This window comes from Paenibacillus sp. FSL R7-0297 (genome assembly GCF_038009025.1).
Taxonomy (GTDB): Bacteria; Bacillota; Bacilli; order Paenibacillales; family Paenibacillaceae; genus Paenibacillus_AQ.
In genome coordinates this window covers 345,562-360,089 of the sequence record NZ_JBBPAQ010000001.1, presented here as the reverse complement: position 1 = coordinate 360,089, position 14,528 = coordinate 345,562, and the positions used below count along the sequence as shown (strand labels likewise).

Here is a 14,528-nt window from a genome sequence, read left to right as displayed (position 1 = left end):
CATGGGGAACGTTAAATTGACCGTAGGACTGGTGTACGGCGGCAAATCCGGAGAGCATGAGGTATCGCTCCAGACGGCTTATGCGGTTATGAACGCTTTTGACTACGATAAATATGAAATTATTCCGTTCTACATTTCCAAACAGGGAGTGTGGAAGGTAGGAGCAGCCCTGGAGGCTCCATTCAGCGGAATTGAAGAGCTTAAGCTGTCCGGAGCTTCCGGTGATATGGGGATGGCCCTGAATGCGTTGTTCAGCGGACTAAGCGGCGGAGATTCCATTGTGGATGTGATGTTCCCGCTGCTGCATGGCACGAACGGGGAAGACGGCACCATCCAGGGGCTGTTCGAAATGGCGAATATTCCGTACATTGGCGCAGGCGTGCTGGCTTCATCGGCGGGTATGGATAAGGTTGTCATGAAGAAGCTGTTCGGCGAGGCAGGGCTTGATCAATGTGAATATTGTTATTTCAATGCTGCGAACTGGAACAGCAAAAGCCATGAGCTGATCGTTGGTGTAGAGGATAAGCTGGGGTATCCGGTATTCGTGAAACCGGCCAACCTTGGCTCCAGTGTAGGCATCTCCAAAGCAGCCGACAAAGAAAGTCTGATCAAGGCTGTTGATTACGCGTTCCGTTATGATACCAAGGTCATCATCGAGGAATTCATCGATGCCCGTGAGGTAGAAGTTGCCGTACTTGGCAATGAAGAGCCAGAAGCCTCAGTTCCGGGTGAAATCGTCTCTTCCGGCGAATATTATGATTATGCCGCCAAATACACAGACGGTAAATCGCAGATGCTGATCCCGGCACCTGTCGATCCCGAGGTGGCAGACCGCCTGCGCGAATCGGCATTGCTGGCTTTCAAGGCCATTGAGGGCAGCGGGATTACCCGGGCCGATTTCTTCCTGCGGAAGTCTGACGGCAAAATTCTCATTAATGAAGTGAATACAATGCCCGGCTTCACCCCGTTCAGCATGTATCCTCTGCTGTGGCGTGAGACCGGCGTATCCTATCAGGCGCTGCTGGACCGGATGATCGGGCTCGCGCTGGAGCGGTACCAGTTCAGACAAGGGCTTAAGTACGATAACGAATAACATAGGTGATCGGCGGGAGCATTCCGGCCGGGAAGGAGAGAGAAGCATGGGGTTTCTATCAGAATTCAATTCAGTGTGCAAATTCAAGAATGAACAGGAGCTATATGAGCTGCTGGAGTACGGACGAACCAAAATGGTGAAGCAGGGCTTCCGTGTATACCCGACCGGTCAGAAGGTCATCGCCTACAACCCGGAGAATGTTGCTGTAGCGATCGTCAAGATATCGGCTTCCATAGCTGAAATTAACTTCCAGGGCAATGAGGTTACAGCTGTGGAGATGGATCTGGTACGCAAGCTGAATGAGGAAGAGTCGCGTGTACAGACGGCACTTGCCTACGAAATGTTCTTTGGAGAAGAAGGATGATTGTCCGCTTCGGCTATGTCGCCATGTCTACCGTCATCCCGGACTGCTCACCCTCTAAGACAATGACTATGGCAAGCTTTAACAAGCTGGGCGACCGGGAAGCCGGACTGCGTAAGCTGGAATCAATCGCACGGATTAATCTGCATAATACACTCCGCCTGCTGAAGCATAATGCAGGCTCGGATATTAGGGTCTACCGCCTGACCTCCAAGCTGATTCCGCTGGCTACCCATCCTGATCTGGCGGATTGGCATCCGCTGTCAGCACTGGCGGAGGAGTTCGCTGAGGTGGGCACTTATGTGAAGAAGCACGGCATGCGGGTCAGCTTTCATCCGGACCATTTCACGGTCCTTAGTACTCCGCGTCCAGAGGTCCTCGCAAGCTCGATCCGCGACCTGCAGCATCATACCGATATGCTTGAGGCCATGGGGTTACCGGCAACCGCCAAGAGCAATATTCACATAGGCGGTGCTTATGGGGACAAGCCTCTGTCTGCGGCGCGTTTCTGTGAGCAATGCTCCGCGCTGCCGCTTGCACTCCGGGAACGGATGACGCTGGAGAATGACGACAAGACGTTCAATGCGGTGGAGACACTGGAAGTTAGCCGCAGCCTGGGGCTGCCGATGGTGCTCGATATCCATCATCAATGGGTCAACAACGAAGGCGAGCTCCCCTGGGAGCTGTGGCCGGAGATCCAGAAGACATGGACAAGCAGTCTTGCCCTGAAGGATGTCCTGCCCGGGGAAGTACTGCCTCCGAAGATTCATGTCTCCAGCCCGCGCAGCCCGTCCGATCCGCGGAGCCATGCCGACGGCGTGGAGCCGGCTCCGATATTTGCTTTTCTGAAGCGAATCGCCGAAGGTACTCCGGCAGTGGATGTCATGATCGAAGCGAAGCTCAAGGACGGAGCCTTGTTTGGTCTGATGGAGGCCATGAAGGAGCTTGCACAGGGCGGGAACGGAATTACGGTACTAAACGGAGCCAGCGTGAATATACAAGCATAACAGCCAACAAACAAGGGGATTAGGCCTTATTACGGTGCCAATATTGACTTGATAAGTGGGCTGAAATAGGGTACGTTGAATGAAAGTTGAGCAGCAATTTGACGTCCTGCGCGTAACAGCGTTCCATGGGAGAACGATCATGCTCAAAGAAAGCGGAGTGAAGAGATGAGTCCTGTAAGTCCTGATAACCGAAATGAACGGGAACCCTATGTAGTTACAAGCAAGGGACATACGGCGGCGGCAATTAATGCTGCAGCCAAAGCGGGGGAATGGATCAAGAGCAGACAAGGCCAGGTGAAGGAGCTGGGCAGCAAGACATCCGCCCAGGATCTGGTTACGGAGGTCGATAAAGGTGTGGAGCAAATGATCCGCCGGCTGATCCTGACCCATTATCCCGACCATGCCATCCTTGGGGAGGAAGGCGTTCAGCCGGGAGCGGACGCGCTGACTGCTGCCCTGGATGAAGCGCGGGAGCATGAGTATTTGTGGATCGTTGATCCCATTGACGGCACTACCAATTTCGTACACGGATTTCCTTTCTATTGTGTATCTATTGCCCTCGTCGTCAAGGGAGAGCTGACAGTGGGAGTCATTTATGACCCGATCCGTGACGAAATGTTCGTAGCCGAGAAGGGCAAAGGTGCGTATATGCACGGGATTCCTACCGCCGTGTCAGCGGAGGCGGAGCCTGGAAGCAGCCTGATTGCCATGGGCTTCCCGCCGGACCGGGTATTCGCCCAGCCTGCCAATATGGCTGGACTGCAGCAAATTCTGCCTCAGGTGCGCGGCGTTCGCGCCGGCGGTTCGGCAGCGCTGCACCTGGCATATGTTGCGGCAGGCCGGGTGGACGGCTACTGGGAAGTGGGCCTGAGTCCGTGGGACTGTGCGGCAGGTGTGCTGCTGGTACTGGAATCCGGCGGGAAAGTCACTGATACCCAGGGCAATCCCTACGATATCAGTACACGCCATGTAGTGGCGAGCAATGGACGGATACATGATTATCTGGTGAACTCCCTGCAAGCAGCTGACGCCACGGGATTCAGGAAGCAGTAAGGAGGCGGCATTGCCATGAGTGACAATGATGATCTGGAGCGCAGACTGAGTGAGCTTCTGCAGGATGGCGAGATGGAGCAAGACGACAGGCAGGCCAAGGAAATACGCCAGATTTCGCCCAAGTATGAGATCCGGATACAGACTACGCTCGATCCTATAGTCGAAGAAACGCGCCGATACCGCAAAATCGCTTACGAATTGGACAGCCGGTATGATAAATATGTGCAGCGTTCTGATCAAATCAGCGACCCGTCTAGCGCGGGCGGCCATAAGAATTCTACAGAATCCGGCAGCGGAGAGCAGTAAGCCGCAGCGGACCTCAGGAGCGGTTTTCCGATTTATCGGGAAACCGCTCTTTTGCGTAGCGTGGCTGGGTGTTAGAATGGAATTATACTAATGTAGGGGGAATACGATGCTGAAGACATGGAGAAGATTCATATCAGCCGGAACTAGCGGGCTGCTGCTGTTCGCCGTATTGATTAATGTGCATGCAGGCCCTGCCGGTGCCGCTGCAGCAGCCGTTACGCAGGGCTCGGAGCAGGATGTCTTTCGCATCGTGGCACTTGGAGATTCTATTACTGCCGGGTATGAGCCGGGTATGACCGATCCCAATGTGAAGCCGTACGGATACGCCGAGAGATTACTGGAGCAAGGCTGGTATCACGGCAGAAGCACGCTAAGCAATTACGGTATATTAGGCCTGAAGACATCAGGATTGCTTCAGTATACCGCTGCCATCAAAGAGGGTACGGCAACTACTCCTGAGAGTATTCAGCCGGGGTTGCCTGATCCGCGGATTGCCCAGTTTGCCGCTATGACGCCGCAGATTAGAACGGAGCTTGCTGCAGCGGATTTGATTACGATTACTATAGGCGGCAATGATGTCAGCAGTCTGTTTCTGAATGTTAAGACGCTTACGGAGGCTGACTTCACCGCCCAGCTTGCGGAGCGCCTCGCGGCGTACAGCAGCAATGTGAAATCGGCGCTGGATAACATCCGGGCCGTGAATCCCCTGGCAACGATTCTGCTGGCCGATCAATATCAGCCTGCTCCAAGAATTGCCCTGGGCGCTTCATATGACAAGCTGATGAGTGCAGCTGCACAGTTCACAGTAGCGGCTGAGAATATCGCAGCTACCTTGAACCAGGCAGGAGCGCCCGTAAAGGTAGCCCATGTTGCCGCAAAGTTTGCGGGTGTAGAGGGATCGCTCACCCACATTATCGGGGCTGGAGCGGCGGACTTCCATCCGACGCAGCTGGGCTATGAACGGATTGCCACAGTGTTCGCAGAGCTGCAGTGGGGAGGATACCTTACTCCGGCAGCTGCAGTGATGATTTCAGCCGCCGCACCGATGTCAATTGTAGTGAAGGGAACCACACTTAATACGCCCAATAAGCCCATTCTGAAGAATGGACAGAATTTCCTGGCGCTGAAGGACATTCTGAATGCGGTAGGCGCAACCGGTAAATGGGATAACAAAACCTCCAGCGCGACGATTATTTACGGCGGAAGAACCGTGGTGATTACGATTGGCTCGAAGACGATTAAGGTGAACGGAACGGATGTGGCGATTGATACCCCGGCTTTCCTGCAAAAGGTCGGCAAAGAGGATAAAACGTACCTGCCGCTCGCCGCACTCGCTACCGGACTTGGCTTCGATGTGAATTACAGCAGCAAGCTGCGGACAGCTTTCATTAATCCTTAATCCAGCATAATATATCAATATTGCATAATAAAATCAGGCCCGTAAGGCAAAGGTGGATGAACGCAGTTGTCTATTACAAAATATAATGCCGAATATATAATCACGATGGATGATATCGTGCGTGAAGGGGATCCCGTACTCCGTGCGGTAGCAGAACCCGTACAGCTGCCGCTGCAGGAGGAAGACCGCGAAGCGCTGAAGTGTATGATGCAGTTTCTGAAGAACAGCCAGGATGCCGAGATGTCTGCCAAGCATAAGCTCCGTTCAGGGGTAGGCTTATCCGCCAATCAGGTGGGGCTGAAGAAGCGGATGTTCGTGATGTGCCTGAAGGACGATAACGGCAAAAATGTAGAGTATACCTGGGTGAATCCCAAGATCATCAGCCATTCTCTGGCGATGGTATATTTACCGGAGAGCGAAGGCTGCCTGTCCGTGGACCGGCCTGTACACGGCTTTGTGCCACGGTATGAGACCGTGAAGGTTCGGGGGTTTGATCTGAACGGTCAGGTGATTACCCAGAAATTCAAGGGTTATCAGGCGATCGTGATTCAGCATGAGATGGATCATCTGGACGGGATCATGTTCTATGACCGGATTAATCAGCAGAATCCGTTTAAGCTTCCGCAGGATGTGGAAATCCGCAGCCTGTATGAACAGAAGAGCAAGGGGTAATGATGGATATTCAAGGATTGCCGCTAACCCTTCTATATACAGGATTGGCACTAGTCATTGCGCTGGTTTTTGTCTACAGGATTAGAAAAGGTACATTCCACAAGCACATCATGGCGGAAGCGGCCATCGTTGTAAGTTATGTGGTTGTCGCTATTGCGGGAGGCAGTATGCCGCTCGCTGTAAGGCTGGTGACCCCGCTCGCGGTTGCTGCGCTGTTCATGTATGGACAGCGCAAGAGCGGCGGGAGCTGATCATTTCAACCCTGAAATCGGGAGTGAAGCGGTTTGGAGTGGAACAGAATGGCCATAAGAGGGTTGCAGCATGTATACAACGATGAAGCGAAGAAGATTGATGAGCAGATTCTAAGATTAGTACAACAGAGGAAGTCGGTCGCGGAAGGGAAACAGCTGTTTCCGGATCCGGAGATGATACAGCAATGGTCCGATGAACTGGGGCTGGAGCTTTCGGAAATATCGCTTGTACTGGGCAGCTTGAATGAATCTGTGCCCAGACGCCACTTTTGGGAAGAGCCGGGTGAATTGCGCGGAGTGCTTCCGATCATGAAGACAACACGGGATGGGGATTTCGAATATGCGCTCACTCATTCCATGCAATATGAGAACCTGAGTATTCTTTCGGTCGAGATCAAGTGTCTGAAGGAAACTGCAGAACGCATCAGCATTGAAGCTCTGCTTACGCTTGTGATTCGGGGCAAAACAGAATACGAGGTGAACATTCATGGCGGCCGGGGCGGCGGTGCACAGGTTCAGCTGCATTTCATGGTCTCGCCTCCGCTTCCGGAGAAGCTGGATGACATCGAATTCTCTCTGGTGCCTGCCTTCGGAGGACTTGCCCGCCCACGCTACAAGGAAGTCACACTGGATAAGCAGATCGATTTCACTTGAATGGACCGGACATGATATAGGCAAAAACACCCCGCTGCGTAATGAAGGCAGTGGGGTGTTTGGCATTACTGCGGCTTATGCAAGCGTGGTGTATACTTCCGTTAGGCTGCGCACAAGCCGCGGTTTTGAATTCTTGCCGCCCGTACGGATTATTGCTCCGCCGCCATAGCCGAGAACGAGGCCTCTGCTGCCTCCAGCGTAATATCGATGTCGGCGTCCGTATGGGCAGTGGTCAGGAACCACGCTTCATATTTGGAAGGCGCCAGATTAATGCCGCGGTTCAGCATATGGCGGAAGAAGCTGGCGAACATTTCACCGTCGGTATCCTGCGCTTCATCATAATTGGTAATCGGATGGCTACAGAAATGCGTAGAGAATGCACCGCGTATCCGGTTGATGGTCAATGGAATACCGTGCCGTCCGGCAGATTCCTGCAGCCCTTCGGTCAGGCGGATAGCGAGCCGTTCCATCTCATTATAGACACCCTCGGCACTCAGCACCTCAAGGCAGGCAATCCCAGCCGAGATCGAGGCTGGGTTACCAGCCATCGTTCCGGCCTGATATGCCGGACCCAGCGGAGCGACCTGCTCCATGACATGCTTACGTCCGCCGTAAGCGCCGATAGGCAGCCCGCCGCCGATGATTTTGCCCAGTGCGGTCAGATCGGGAATGATATCCTCATGGCCCTCAAGACCTGCATAAGTCTGGGTGGAGCCGTAATGGAAACGGAAAGCGGTGATGACCTCATCGTAAATGACAAGCGAGCCGTTCTCATGCGTCAGCTTGCACAGGCCTTCGAGGAAACCAGGATGCGGCATGACCATGCCGAAGTTACCGACAATCGGCTCGACCATAACGGCAGCCACATCTTCACCCCACTGCTCAAGCGCCTCGCGTAGCCCGTCCAGATCATTGAAGGGTACAGTGATGACTTCCTGGGCGATGCTGGCCGGAACGCCTGCACTGTCAGGGATGCCAAGCGTAGAAGGTCCTGATCCAGCTGCTACAAGCACAAGATCAGAGTGGCCGTGGTAGCAGCCTGCGAACTTGATAATCTTGCTGCGCTTCGTGTAGGCGCGGGCTACTCGGATCGTTGTCATGACGGCTTCTGTACCGGAGTTGACGAAGCGTACCTTGTCCATGGAGGGGATAGCTTCCTTCAGCATTTTGGCCAGCCTGATTTCAAGCTGGGTCGGCGTGCCATAGAGCAGTCCGTTCTGTGCAGCCTCTGTAATGGCAGCGGTGATATGCGGGTGGGCATGTCCGGTAATGATCGGGCCATAGGCGGCCAGATAATCAATATATTCATTGCCGTCCTCGTCCCAGAAGCGGGCGCCTCTTGCGCGTTTCATGAATACGGGGGCACCACCGCCTACGGCCTTGAAGGAACGGGAGGGGCTGTTGACGCCTCCAACGATATGCTGCAGAGCTTCCTGGTATAAATGTTCTGATGTGCTGCGGTTCATGGAATAACATCCTTTCGTATGTCGGAGGCGCAAGGGAACGGGCGAACAGGCGGTGTATCCCGCTGTCCGCCCGCCCCTGTGTGCCAAGCATGGTTATATTGTATTCTAGTTAGATCCAGGTGTAGCGGAAGGGCTGCTGCCCGGGGAAGCCTCTGCTTCAGGAGTCGGAGTAGGATCCGGCGCAGTGACTGTATCCTGCACGAACTGCTGCAGATCTTCATCACTGGTGAAGCCGATGACCTGGGAGCCATCCTTGGTGGTTTTCTCTCGGATCAGCTCCATCGGCGGGATTTGCGCACTGCCTCCCATGGAGCTGTCATAGCCAACGCTACCCAGCTTCCACATATCACTTAACGTAAGGTTGGTATCAATATAAGGCGTAACCTCTGACAGAATCGTGGGCAGCTTAATAATAGAAGTGGTACTGATCACCTTGTCCGCCACGGCCTTGAGGAATCCGCGCTGGCGTTCCGTCCGGGTGAAATCGGAAGTGGCGTCATGGCGGAAGCGCACGTACTGCAGCGCCATATTGCCATCCAGGTGCTGGAAGCCTTTTTTGAGATCGATATCGAACTCCGGCCCGTCCGCTTTGGAAGTATAGTGCATGTCTTTCTCAACCTCATAGTCGACACCGCCAACGGCATCTACAAGCTTCATGAAGCCCTGGAAATCGGTATACACATAATATTGAATCGGGATGCCGAGCAGGTCGCTTACCGTCTGCATCGCCGTATTGGGTCCATAGGTAATTGCAGCATTGATCCGCTGTGTCCCGTGGTCAGGGATAGGGATATAAGTATCGCGAAGAATAGAGAACACATAGAATTTTTTCTTGACCGGGTCTAGTGAGGCAACCAGCATGGTATCCGAACGTGGAACCTCGCCTTTCTTCACCCCGCGCGCATCGACACCCATAAGCAGGATGTTCACAGGCTCTGTACCTTCCCATTCAGGGGGCTGAACAGTTTCCGCCGAGGCTGTTGGCACATTGACAAACGGAGAATCTTCACCTGTCTTGTGCAGGTTGTCCAGCTGGTTGTAGATCGCGGTGAAATAATAAACCAGACCTCCGATAATTAGAAGGAGTATGATTGCCAGAGTCCAGAGCAACGTCTTCTTTTTTGATTTGCCGGCTTTTGCGTGCCGGTTCTTTCTTGGCGGCATTTCGTTCTTCCTTTCCGGTTCACATTCTCTACATTATAATTTCTTTTGGGAATACACGCAATTTCCGAATCATCAGCCATATCCATAAGGAGTGAACATTAAATGAATATCAAGCTTGGACAAGCGGTCCCGGACTTCAAGCTCCCCGCTTCCACAGGGCAGGAAATTAGCTTAAGCCAGTATCGCGGCAGGAAAGTCCTGCTCTACTTCTATCCCAAGAATATGACACCCGCCTGCACGCAGGAAGCCTGCGACTTCCGTGATGCCCATGACAGGGTTACAGCCCATGGAGCGGTCCTGCTGGGAATCAGCTCCGATAATCTCGCCTCACACGGCAAATTTATCGCGAAGAACGGTTTGCCATTTCCGCTGCTCTCCGATGAGGAGCATAAGGTCAGCGAATTATTCGGAGTATGGCAGCTGAAGAAGCTCTACGGCAAAGAATTTATGGGCATTGTGCGCTCCACCTTCCTGATTGACGAAGAAGGAATTCTGCGTGCGGAATGGAGAAAAGTCCGGGTCAAGGGCCATGTGGAGGCAGCATTAGAACAAATCGTGAAATAATTAAGTATGCTGGGAGTTAATTGTATTTGTCTGTTACTTTTTTAACAGCTTTGGTCAGCCTCTCTCATGATATAGTTGCCTCATATTACTTCAAATTTGGAGCAAGGCATGGGGGATGGCATGAAAATACTGCGTATTGGGCTTGACGTCGGATCAACTACGGCCAAATTGGTTGTTATGCAGCGGGATACAATTATTTATCAAGATTATGTGCGTCATTTCAGCGATATAAAAAAAGCAGCGCTATCGCTCCTGTCCGATGTACAGGACCGGTTCCCGGATAGCGAAGCGGCACTCACTGTAAGCGGCTCCTCCGGTTTATCACTATCTAAACTGGGGGAGATTCCTTTTGTCCAGGAGGTCATTGCCTGTACCAAGGCGATCAGCGAACGGATTCCGCAGTGCGATACAGCGATTGAGCTTGGCGGTGAAGATGCCAAGATTATCTATCTAAGCGGCGGCATAGAGCAGCGGATGAATACCGCCTGCGCAGGCGGTACCGGAGCCTTTATCGATCAGATGGCCTCGCTGCTGCAGACAGATCCCGGCGGGCTCAATGAGCTTGCAGTGAAGCATGAGCGGATCTATCCAATCGCTTCACGCTGCGGGGTATTTGCCAAGAGTGATGTGCAGCCGCTGCTTAATGAAGGAGCACGCCGCGAGGATGTGGCAGCCTCCATCTTCCAGAGCATTGTGAACCAGACGATCAGCGGACTTGCCTGCGGCCGGCCGATCCGCGGCCGTGTGGCTTTTCTGGGCGGACCGCTGACGTTCTTGTCTGCACTCCGCGACCGTTTTGCGGATACGCTGGGACTTAAGGAAGGCGATATACTGTTCCCGGAGCATTCACAATATTTTGTAGCGATCGGTTCGGCGCTTGCGCAGTCTGACCCCCTATTCCTGCCGCTATCCGGCTGGATCTCGCGGATTGCTTCCGTGGACTTCTCGCTGGACCGTGCGGAGGATGCTGAGCTGGCACCGCTGTTTGAGACTCCGGATGATCTGGCGCAGTTCAGACTCCGCCACGGCCAAGCGACGGCACCGCGTTCGGAGCTGTCCGCCTATCGCGGACCTGTTTATCTCGGCATTGATGCCGGCTCTACAACGACAAAGCTGGTGGTTACCGGCTCGGCGGATGAGATTCTATACACCTCGTACGGAAGCAATAAAGGCAACCCGCTGCAGTCTGTCACGGATGCGCTGAAGGCAATCTACCGGATTCTTCCGGAGAGCTGCTACATCGCCGGAGCTTATGCTACCGGTTACGGCGAGGGATTGGTCAAGGCCGCGCTGCGGACAGACGGCGGCGAAGTGGAGACGGTAGCGCATTATAAAGCGGCCTCCAAATTCATGCCGGAAGTAGACTTTATCCTCGATATCGGCGGCCAGGATATGAAATGCATCAAGATCCGCGGCGGCGCTATCGACAGCCTGATGCTTAATGAAGCCTGCTCGGCAGGCTGCGGCTCCTTCCTGGAGAGCTTCGCTTCTGCGCTGGAGCTCGGCATTGAGGAGTTCGCCCAATCGGCGCTCCAATCCGTCAAGCCGGTGAACCTCGGTTCCCGCTGCACAGTGTTCATGAATTCCAAGGTGAAGCAGGTACAGAAGGAAGGCGCGTCCCTGGCGGATCTCTCGGCCGGACTTGCCTATTCAGTTATCAAGAATGCCCTGCAAAAGGTAATCAAAATCCGCAATCCGGAGGATTTGGGCCGCAACATCATTGTTCAGGGCGGTACTTTCTACAATGAAGCTGTACTGCGGGCCTTCGAGCAGCTGACCGGGAGAACCGTGGTCAGACCTGATATTGCCGGCGTTATGGGCGCCTACGGCTGTGCGCTGATTGCCAAAGAACAGGCTCGCCCAGAAGGGATTAGCACTATTCTGGGACCCGAAGAGCTGGAGACATTCCAATACTCAGTCTCTCCCGGCCGCTGCAGCCGCTGCGCCAATAACTGCGCGCTCACAATCAGCCGCTTCCCGGACAAGAGCTTTCACGTGACCGGGAACCGCTGCGAGCGCGGGGCAGGCGGCAAGAAAGAGAAGAATACGCTGCCGAATCTGATGCAGTATAAATATGAACGATTCTTCGATTATGAGGGATTGCCTGAAGAAGCGGCGGTACGGGGCACGGTTGGAATTCCGCGGACGATGAATATGTTCGAGAATTATCCGTTCTGGCATACCTTCTTCACCTCTCTGCGCTACCGGACCGTACTGTCTCCGAAATCCAGCAAGAAGCTGTATGAGAGCGGGATGGATACCATCCCTTCGGAATCGATCTGTTATCCGGCGAAGATGGCTCACGGACATGTCCAGAGTCTGATTGGGAAAGGCGTTGATTTCATCTTCTATCCTGCGGTAGTCTTTGAGAAGAAGGAAGATGAAGCGGCCCAGAATCATTTCAATTGCCCGGTAGTTGCCTCCTATCCGGAGGTTATCCGCAACAATATGGATGGTCTGAAGGAGCAGGGGGTTCCTCTTGTCAGTCCATTTCTGACCTTTGATGATATTCCGGCGCTGACGCGGGTGCTGGTGAAGACCTTTGCCGATGTTCCCAAGGAGGAGATCGCTGCAGCTGTACAGGCGGGACTTGCTGAAGCTGATCGGGCGAAGAATGATGTGCGTACGAAGGGTGAAGAAACGCTGGTCTTCCTCACGGAGACGGGGACGAAGGGGATTCTGCTCTGCGGTCATCCCTACCATGCTGATCCGGAGATCAATCACGGCATAGCCGATATGATCACCGGCATGGGTCTTGCTGTGCTGACCGAGGATTCGGTCTGCCATCTGGACCACAGTGAAGGAGACGTAGGCGTAGTCAACCAATGGACCTACCATGCGCGGATGTACCGTGCGGCCCGGCTGGCTGCGGGAAGAAACGATCTGGAGCTTGTCCAGCTGACTTCTTTTGGCTGCGGTATTGATGCGATCACCTGCGATGCCGTTCAGGAGATTATGGAACGTCACAACAAGGTCTATACGCTGATTAAGATTGATGAGATCAGCAATCTGGGGGCAGCGCGTATACGTCTTCGTTCCTTGCAGGCAGCTATGCGTGAGCGGGAGAAGGGGGATGTGCAGCCTCAGCTGCTATACAAGACGCAGGCAAATATGCCGTTCACGAAGGAAATGAAGGAAACCTATACCATTCTGGCTCCGCAGATGTCACCGATCCATTTCGAGTTGTTTGAACGGGTGTTCCAGGATGCAGGTTATCGTCTGAAAATTCTGGAATCAACCGGACCGCAGGAGACCGAGGAAGGCCTAAGGTACGTGAACAACGATGCCTGTTATCCGGCGATTGTAACCATTGGGCAGATGCTGTCTGCGCTGAAGAGCGGGGAATACGATCCGGACCGGACTGCCGTGATCATGTCACAGACCGGCGGCGGCTGCCGGGCGACCAATTATATCTCCCTGCTGCGCAAGGCACTGAAGGATTCGAATCTGGGGCAGATTCCGGTCATTTCGCTGAATGCATCCGGAATGGAGAATCAGCCGGGCTTCCGGATCAGCCTGAAGCTGGCGAACCGCCTGATTGCTGCGGCCTGCTACGGTGATCTGATGATGCGTCTCCTGCACCGCTTCAGACCGTATGAGACCGTTCCGGGAAGCGCCGGAGCCTTATTCCGCAGAGGAATGGAGCGCTGCAAGAAAAGCCTCTCAAACTTCTCGTTCCGTGAGTACAAGCGGCTGTGCCGTGAGATCGTTGCTGAGTTCTCCCGGCTCGCGGTCAACCCGGCAGTGAAGCCGAAGGTGGGCATTGTCGGTGAAATACTGATCAAGTTCCATCCCGATGCCAATAACCACATTATCGAGATGATTGAGGCAGAAGGCGGAGAGGCTGTAATGCCGGATTTCCTGGACTTCATTTTCTATTGTGTCTATAATCCGATCTACAAAGCCGAGCAATTCGGCAAAAGCAAACGGCTGGGATATATTAATCCCATGCTGATCTCGTATCTGGAGATTTACCGCAAGCCGGTCAAAGTGGCACTGGAGCAAGCCGGACTGGCCAAAGGCCGGGAGAATATTTATGGGCTGGCCGAGAAAGCAGGCCGCCTGGTCTCTGTAGGCAACCAGATGGGCGAAGGCTGGTTCCTGACAGCGGAGATGATGGATCTGCTGGATAATGGCGTGAACAATATCGCCTGTATTCAGCCATTTGCCTGCCTGCCGAATCATATTACCGGCCGGGGCATGATTAAAGGTCTGAAGGAGCTGTATCCGGGCGCGAATATCGTTGCTATCGACTATGATGCCGGGGTCAGCGTCGTGAATCAGGCTAACCGGATCAAGCTGATGATGTCAATTGCCAGCGGGCTAGAGAGCGGTAAACAACCGTCAGCAGAGGAAGTCGCACGGCTGCAGCCTACTTTAACTGGCACTGTGGGCTGCGGGGTATAAGCTCAGTTATGGTGACAACCCTGCATATGCCAAAGAGCGGACCGGATTAACCTCCGGCCCGCTCTTTTGCGATTCATCCGCTTTCTGTGGCGAAGATCACGTAACTCGTCATAAATTCCTGCCCATTGCTA

The 14,528-nt window shown here is 53.8% G+C and carries 13 protein-coding genes; 11 read left to right on the top strand and 2 right to left on the bottom strand.

Annotated elements, in window-relative coordinates; all coding sequences use genetic code 11:
- Window position 1: 1 nt before the first annotated feature.
- The 9 genes from MKZ24_RS01465 (at window position 2) to MKZ24_RS01425 (ending at window position 6,796) form a co-directional block, all read left to right on the top strand.
- Window positions 2-1,093: a D-alanine--D-alanine ligase gene (locus MKZ24_RS01465; RefSeq protein ID WP_042232367.1), complete on the top strand. Its 1,092-nt coding sequence runs from the start codon at window positions 2-4 to the stop codon at window positions 1,091-1,093.
- A gap of 46 nt (window positions 1,094-1,139) precedes the next feature.
- Window positions 1,140-1,457 (top strand): hypothetical protein, encoded by a 318-nt coding sequence (locus MKZ24_RS01460; protein WP_042232370.1) that lies wholly within the window; start codon window positions 1,140-1,142, stop codon window positions 1,455-1,457.
- The gene (gene uvsE / locus MKZ24_RS01455; protein ID WP_340781083.1) at window positions 1,454-2,461 is read left to right on the top strand and encodes a UV DNA damage repair endonuclease UvsE; all 1,008 of its coding nucleotides are present in this window, start codon (window positions 1,454-1,456) and stop codon (window positions 2,459-2,461) included. Before MKZ24_RS01460 ends, uvsE begins: the two co-directional genes overlap by 4 nt.
- A 165-nt stretch (window positions 2,462-2,626) precedes the next feature.
- On the top strand, window positions 2,627-3,514 hold the full coding sequence (locus tag MKZ24_RS01450) for an inositol monophosphatase family protein (protein ID WP_340781082.1): 888 nt from the start codon (window positions 2,627-2,629) through the stop codon (window positions 3,512-3,514).
- Window positions 3,515-3,529: 15 nt separating this feature from the next.
- Window positions 3,530-3,820 (top strand): hypothetical protein, encoded by a 291-nt coding sequence (locus tag MKZ24_RS01445; RefSeq protein ID WP_042232376.1) that lies wholly within the window; start codon window positions 3,530-3,532, stop codon window positions 3,818-3,820.
- A gap of 106 nt (window positions 3,821-3,926) precedes the next feature.
- Window positions 3,927-5,219: a stalk domain-containing protein gene (locus MKZ24_RS01440; protein ID WP_042232377.1), complete on the top strand. Its 1,293-nt coding sequence runs from the start codon at window positions 3,927-3,929 to the stop codon at window positions 5,217-5,219.
- A 72-nt stretch (window positions 5,220-5,291) separates the two neighbouring features.
- Entirely contained in the window at window positions 5,292-5,891 is a 600-nt protein-coding gene (gene def, locus MKZ24_RS01435) for a peptide deformylase (protein ID WP_042241448.1), read from the top strand.
- Complete coding sequence (locus MKZ24_RS01430; RefSeq protein WP_340781080.1) at window positions 5,891-6,142, top strand: hypothetical protein; 252 nt, start codon at window positions 5,891-5,893, stop codon at window positions 6,140-6,142. Before def ends, MKZ24_RS01430 begins: the two co-directional genes overlap by 1 nt.
- Before the next feature lie 33 nt (window positions 6,143-6,175).
- Window positions 6,176-6,796 carry a hypothetical protein gene (locus MKZ24_RS01425; RefSeq protein WP_340781079.1) on the top strand — a complete coding sequence of 207 codons (621 nt, stop codon included), beginning with the start codon at window positions 6,176-6,178 and terminating at the stop codon, window positions 6,794-6,796.
- A gap of 149 nt (window positions 6,797-6,945) precedes the next feature.
- Here MKZ24_RS01425 and MKZ24_RS01420 read toward each other — a convergent pair whose 3' ends face one another.
- Window positions 6,946-8,262, bottom strand: coding sequence for a glutamate-1-semialdehyde 2,1-aminomutase (locus MKZ24_RS01420; RefSeq protein WP_340781078.1), 1,317 nt, complete (start codon window positions 8,260-8,262; stop codon window positions 6,946-6,948).
- 105 nt (window positions 8,263-8,367) lie between these two features.
- Window positions 8,368-9,426, bottom strand: a complete 1,059-nt coding sequence (locus tag MKZ24_RS01415) for an LCP family protein (RefSeq protein ID WP_042232387.1) — start codon at window positions 9,424-9,426, stop codon at window positions 8,368-8,370.
- A gap of 102 nt (window positions 9,427-9,528) precedes the next feature.
- Here MKZ24_RS01415 and bcp point away from each other — a divergent pair, with 102 nt between their 5' ends.
- Both bcp and MKZ24_RS01405 read left to right on the top strand, forming a co-directional pair.
- Window positions 9,529-9,990, top strand: a complete 462-nt coding sequence (gene bcp, locus MKZ24_RS01410) for a thioredoxin-dependent thiol peroxidase (RefSeq protein ID WP_042232388.1) — start codon at window positions 9,529-9,531, stop codon at window positions 9,988-9,990.
- A gap of 120 nt (window positions 9,991-10,110) precedes the next feature.
- The gene (locus MKZ24_RS01405; RefSeq protein WP_052416818.1) at window positions 10,111-14,397 is read left to right on the top strand and encodes a 2-hydroxyacyl-CoA dehydratase; all 4,287 of its coding nucleotides are present in this window, start codon (window positions 10,111-10,113) and stop codon (window positions 14,395-14,397) included.
- The last annotated feature ends 131 nt before the right edge of the window (window positions 14,398-14,528 follow it).

Excerpts from the sequence above, each read along its gene's own strand:
- MKZ24_RS01465 (WP_042232367.1), top strand. The coding sequence starts at position 2 with ATGGGGAACGTTAAATTGACCGTAGGACTGGTGTACGGCGGCAAATCC.
- MKZ24_RS01460 (WP_042232370.1), top strand. The coding sequence starts at position 1,140 with ATGGGGTTTCTATCAGAATTCAATTCAGTGTGCAAATTCAAGAATGAA.
- uvsE (WP_340781083.1), top strand. The coding sequence starts at position 1,454 with ATGATTGTCCGCTTCGGCTATGTCGCCATGTCTACCGTCATCCCGGAC.
- MKZ24_RS01450 (WP_340781082.1), top strand. The coding sequence starts at position 2,627 with ATGAGTCCTGTAAGTCCTGATAACCGAAATGAACGGGAACCCTATGTA.
- MKZ24_RS01445 (WP_042232376.1), top strand. The coding sequence starts at position 3,530 with ATGAGTGACAATGATGATCTGGAGCGCAGACTGAGTGAGCTTCTGCAG.
- MKZ24_RS01440 (WP_042232377.1), top strand. The coding sequence starts at position 3,927 with ATGCTGAAGACATGGAGAAGATTCATATCAGCCGGAACTAGCGGGCTG.
- MKZ24_RS01430 (WP_340781080.1), top strand. The coding sequence starts at position 5,891 with ATGATGGATATTCAAGGATTGCCGCTAACCCTTCTATATACAGGATTG.
- MKZ24_RS01420 (WP_340781078.1), bottom strand. The coding sequence starts at position 8,262 with ATGAACCGCAGCACATCAGAACATTTATACCAGGAAGCTCTGCAGCAT.
- MKZ24_RS01415 (WP_042232387.1), bottom strand. The coding sequence starts at position 9,426 with ATGCCGCCAAGAAAGAACCGGCACGCAAAAGCCGGCAAATCAAAAAAG.
- bcp (WP_042232388.1), top strand. The coding sequence starts at position 9,529 with ATGAATATCAAGCTTGGACAAGCGGTCCCGGACTTCAAGCTCCCCGCT.
- MKZ24_RS01405 (WP_052416818.1), top strand. The coding sequence starts at position 10,111 with ATGAAAATACTGCGTATTGGGCTTGACGTCGGATCAACTACGGCCAAA.